The sequence below is a fragment of the Streptomyces sp. NPDC111802 genome, from assembly GCF_055634335.1.
Map to the genome: position 1 here is coordinate 1 of NZ_JBVKCZ010000141.1, position 4,888 is coordinate 4,888.

Genomic DNA, 4,888 nt, shown 5'->3' on the forward strand with positions numbered 1-4,888 from the left:
GCAATCGCGGTCGCACCGGTCCCGGTGGCTCATGCTCAAGCGGAGACCTGTGACGGGCTGGCTGCCACGATCGTCGGTACCAGTGGCAACGACACTTTGACCGGTACCGACGGCGTGCCAGATGTGATCGTGGGATTGGGTGGGGATGACACCATCTCCGGTCTGAGTGGTGATGATGTCATCTGCGGTGGGGACGGCGACGACACTGTCTATGGCAACGCGCAAACAGTGGCAGTCGCAGGAACGAGCGACAATGACCGCATTTTCGGCGAGGGCGGCAGTGACTTCCTCCTCGGTGATGTCCGCACCATCGACGTACCCGCAGGCGTGGGCGTTGCCGGGGGCAGTGACTACATCGACGGCGGCCTAGGCACCGACACCCTGGCCGGCTTCAGCCTGAGCGTGAGGCTCACTGGTGGCGGGGTAGCCGTCGCCTTCGCCAGCGACACACTTGTTGGCAGCAATGGTGCCGATACGATCTATGGCCAGTCCCGGGACGTGAGTTACGCTCTCGCCCAGGCCGCTGTTGGCAATGCCTTCAACTCCACCATCGACGGCGGCGAGGGCGCGGACCTCATCTACGGCGACTTCGAGACGGTGACCACAACAGAAAGCCTGGCGGTCGACAGCTGGCGCGACACCATCAACGGGGGGATCGGAAATGACACCCTCTACGGCGACTACAAGACCCTCAACGGCAGCGTCACCCCCACCGGGACTGGCATGAACGACATCATCGACGGCGGGGACGACAGCAGCGACACCGCCGACTGCGGCCCGGGCACGGACACAGCCACCAACGTCGAAAACGAAACCAACTGCGAACTGTGACCAACCGCGTGGTGGGGAGCCGAAACCACCCGGCGGCCCACCACGCGGGATTACAGGGACAGTCGGGTAGCCCGAGGGAATCTCGCCCTCGGGCTCCCACAGATCCGTACGTGACGGTCTCCCGTCATACGGCTCTTGTCGCTCTCGTCACCTAACAGCCGGTTTCACCCAGGTCCAGTGACCTGACTTCCGCAGTTGGTGGGCACTTGGATGTGTCGAGAACAGGGGTTGAGCTGCGGAAACGTGGAGAGAGCGGCTGTGGAGGCGTGTGCCCACGCGGTCGCGTTGTGGCTGGTCAGGCCGGGTCTGCGGCGGTGATCCGGGGTGGCGGCTTGATGCCGCAGTCGCGGTAGAGGGTGGCCTGCTCGCTGCTCAGCGGGGTGGTCTGGGTGATCTGTCCGGCATCGCCGGTGAGGGTGACCTCGTGAACGCGGCTGAGCTGGGTGCTGATCCGGTTCCAGGTCTGGCCGGTGCGGCGTTCGGCGACGCGGATCAGTAGCAGGGCGAGCCAGCACAGCAGTACGTGGGCGCGGATGCGGTGTTCCAGGCGGTGGAAGACCGGCCGTAGTTCCGACACCGTTTTCAGATCACGAAATCCGCGCTCGGCTTCCAGGAGCGCCTTGTAGCCGACCGCGATCTCCTCGGCACTCAGGTGCGGATCGGAGCTGGTCAGCAGGTACTTGCCGTCCAAACGCTCCTCCGCCTTGACCTTGGCGCGGTCGATGGCCAGGCGTCCGTTCTTCGACGTCCTCAACCACCGCTTCACGGTGGGGTGTTCGATCAGCGCGCACTCGGCGCGCACGTGGGCGGCTTCCGCCCGCTCCTGTGCTTTCGGGGTGGTCGCGCGCTTGGCGTCGCGCTCGCGTTGGGACCGGATCCGCTCGAGTTCGGCCTCGATCCGTTTGATGGCCTCTTCGCGGTTGTGACGGTCGCGTTCTTCCTGGGCGGGGTTGTGGCAGATGACGAAGCGCCGTCCCGGGGCCTGGTCGAGCTTGACTTCCTTGACGCGCAGGTTGTCGCGGATCTGCTGGTAGCGGCCCTGCCGGGCGAGCGCGGCCTCGGCCAGGTCACCTCCGTCACGCATGCGCATCCCGGCGATGTAGTGGCCACCGGCGCGGGTGAGGTAGGCGAGGTTGTCCGAGGAGGAGAAACCGCGGTCGACCACGGTGATCACGCGTCCGAGCTTCCAGTCGCGCATGTCGTCCTTGACCTGCGGAAGGATCGCCTGGTCGCTGGTGCCACCGGGCCATACCCAGTACCGGACCGGGACACCCTCCTTGGTGACGGCCAGCCCGATGGTGATCTGCGGCAGGTCGTCGCGGTGGTCCTTGCTCTTGCCGTACGTGCGAAACGGCGCCTCGCCCGCGTCGGGCTCGTCGCGTTCGAAGTAGGTGTTCGTGGTGTCGAAGAACAGCAGGTCGACCTCAAGGTTGAGGAGGTTGGCGACCGCGAAGAACACCGCTTCTTGTACTTCCGCCTGGGCGTCGGCTTCCACCAGCAGGTCCATGGCCCGGTATGCCTGGTCCTCGTCCATCGCCTCCAGAGCGGGTATCACCGCGTCGCGGCCGGCCCACTCGGCCGCCGACAGCTTCGAGGCCGGGGCGACGGCACGGTTGGCGACCAGCGCGAACAGCACCCGTTCGACGTCGGTACGGAACCGGCGCGAGCCGAGGATCTTCTTCAGGGCCTGGTCGATCTCCAGCTGCCGCCACAGGCCCTGCAGAAGCCAGACCGCTCCTAGCGGGCGCGAGCCGGTCACCTCCAGGCCGCCGCCGGCCGCCGGAGCCGTCGCAATGGGCGTGGTCACCTGGTGCATGGTGCGTACCTCACAACGCAGTCAGCCTGTCCATGGGTGGTCGGCGGCACGCCAGTTGCCGTTCGCCGGCCGCGCCGGACTGGTAGGGCGGGCCGTGGTGTCGGTCACCTGCGGTGCTCGCTGTCCCGACGGACCTCGCGTCTCCACCGCGCCCGATGCCGACGGCGGTCCCGGTGGTCCCAGTACTCCCCGGCGCCGGAACTGCCGCCACGGTCCCAGCCCCCGCCTTCACCACGGCGGCCGTATTGGGCGGCGCCGAACACCAGCACGACCGACGCCGCGGCCACCCACCAGATGGGGTGGAGGAAGGCGAAGCCGAACAGGACCGCGATGAGGATAAGGAGCAGGACGAACACGACGGGCCCCCGGAGCGGAACAGAGCATCACTGCCGGGGGCCGGGGCCTGTTCGGACAGCCTAGCCCTGCCAAGTGACTGCTGGTAGCGCCCCATGTAACGGTCTCCCACCCCGAGCGGACGGCCACTTGCCGGCTGTTCAGGGAGCGCGGCAAGGGCTGGTGTGCGCGGTACGGCCTGAGCGCGGTACGCATGTACGTGCTGATCGTTCCGGCTTCGATCCCCTTCGTCCTACTCGCCGTTGTGATGGCCCTGTCGTGGTGGGAGGACCGCATCCTGCCGCCGGTCGAAGCCCCCGCCGAGGCTCCGGTCACCGCGGCCCCTGCGCAGCTCCCAGAACTCCCGGGTGTCGACACCGCGTTGACAAGGGAGGTTGCCGGGCGTTGACCGGCAGCACGGCGTAGGGCCATGCCACTCCGGATTATGCGGTCACCGCATTCCGCCTTCCCGATTCGCCGGACTCCGCGGAACTCAGGAAATCGCCTCGATCCGGAGGCCCGGCGATGATCTGGATGCAGGCTCCGGTACAGGCGCAGGTGGTCACCAGGGGAGGATCCGCTGCCACCGCGGATGCTGACGGTGACGGCGGGCAGCGGCACCGCCCCGGTGGCGGGAATGCTGCGCACCCTCGCGCGCCGCCGGGCCCGCCCCCGGGCGTCGTACTCCTGCAAACCGAACCTGGCCCGGACGGGTTTCCTCTTCCGGCCTCGCGGAGCGGCGGCGCGTCCGCCACGAGGGCCGGCACGACCGGACCGGGAGATCACGCAACGGTTGCAGCGCCAACACCGTTGCGTTTGGATCTTGAGGTGCTTGAGCTGCCGGTTCTCCTTCACAAGCTGGCGATTCTCCACGACCAGCCACGCAGCGCAGTCCTGGGCCACCACCAGTCGTTCCGTCAGAGCAAGCCGCCACTCCAGCGTCTTCTCGTCATCGACATGTCGCACATACAAAACACTCCCACCCACCCGACGTCCCGGCCACCGCCTTCCTCACCGACCGGCACGACCGACCGAAACCCGCAACCAGAGAATTCCCCTCGCCCAATTGAATATTGAACAAAAAAGTCGGCGTTGCCCCCGGTTGACTTCCCGGAAGGAAATCCGGGATCTCCGTACCGGACGAGTCACCGGGGTGTTGCTTTACCGCTCACCCGTCCTATTATTCCGACAGGGACATCAGTCCGCCTGCCGGGTTTCCGGGTGGGCGACTGAGACCGTCCTGGCCCCGTGCCCCCGGGTCGTAGACCCCGTGAGCGGCTGGAGCCACATCGCCGACGACGCGGCTCCAGCCCTTCGTCCTCCCATCCCCGCTTCGAGCCCGGAGTGACCTCCCGCACACCCCGGGGAGGGTGGTGAGGACGGCCAGTGCGACGACGGCCATCAACTAGGGGGGCAGGCCGTCCCCGCACTGGTGCGGCCGTCGCCGGCGCAGGCCCATACCCGGCGACGGCCGTTGGCATCTCCCCCGCCGGAGCCACGATCCCGACTGACCGATGGCGAGCCGTCACCAGCAGGCGCCTCGCGAGACGGCCGCCAACAGGTCGCCTTCCTCACACCGACCAGTCTCCTCCCCCCAATCCGCCGCACAACCCCACCCGGCCGCGACCGGCGAAAATATGTCACCACACAGACCCACCCCCCCGTTATGTCAAGGGGGCAGGTTGGATTTCATTCCTATGGGGGAATGCCGTCTTCTGGGAACCGTTTTTACGGTTCGCTCGTCAGGGCGGCCCCTCTAGGCTGGCGGCGCGTTTCCACCCCGGACCCGGTGGTCTTCCCTTTGTGATCGTCGCGCCATTCGTTCCTGGGGGCAGGGGTCGGGTGGCCTGCTTGTTTTTCAGGCGGTACCACCATGCACCAGGACATCACACCCGTCTTCGGGTACAT

Annotated in this window: 3 protein-coding genes and 1 pseudogene; 2 read left to right on the forward strand and 2 right to left on the reverse strand. The window is 67.1% G+C overall.

Annotation, left to right across the window (positions count from 1 at the left end; all coding sequences use genetic code 11):
- Positions 1-831: calcium-binding protein (locus tag ACZ7NC_RS44465; protein WP_471497849.1), on the forward strand; the 831-nt coding region annotated here is incomplete at its 5' end.
- A 295-nt stretch (positions 832-1,126) separates the two neighbouring features.
- Here the strand turns inward: ACZ7NC_RS44465 and ACZ7NC_RS44470 are convergent.
- Both ACZ7NC_RS44470 and ACZ7NC_RS44475 read right to left on the reverse strand, forming a co-directional pair.
- Positions 1,127-2,623 (reverse strand): annotated as a pseudogene (locus ACZ7NC_RS44470) (IS1634 family transposase); the annotation flags it as partial.
- A gap of 128 nt (positions 2,624-2,751) precedes the next feature.
- Positions 2,752-3,003 (reverse strand): hypothetical protein, encoded by a 252-nt coding sequence (locus ACZ7NC_RS44475; RefSeq protein ID WP_471497851.1) that lies wholly within the window; start codon positions 3,001-3,003, stop codon positions 2,752-2,754.
- Positions 3,004-3,194: 191 nt separating this feature from the next.
- Here ACZ7NC_RS44475 and ACZ7NC_RS44480 point away from each other — a divergent pair, with 191 nt between their 5' ends.
- Positions 3,195-3,389, forward strand: coding sequence for a hypothetical protein (locus ACZ7NC_RS44480; RefSeq protein ID WP_471497853.1), 195 nt, complete (start codon positions 3,195-3,197; stop codon positions 3,387-3,389).
- The last annotated feature ends 1,499 nt before the right edge of the window (positions 3,390-4,888 follow it).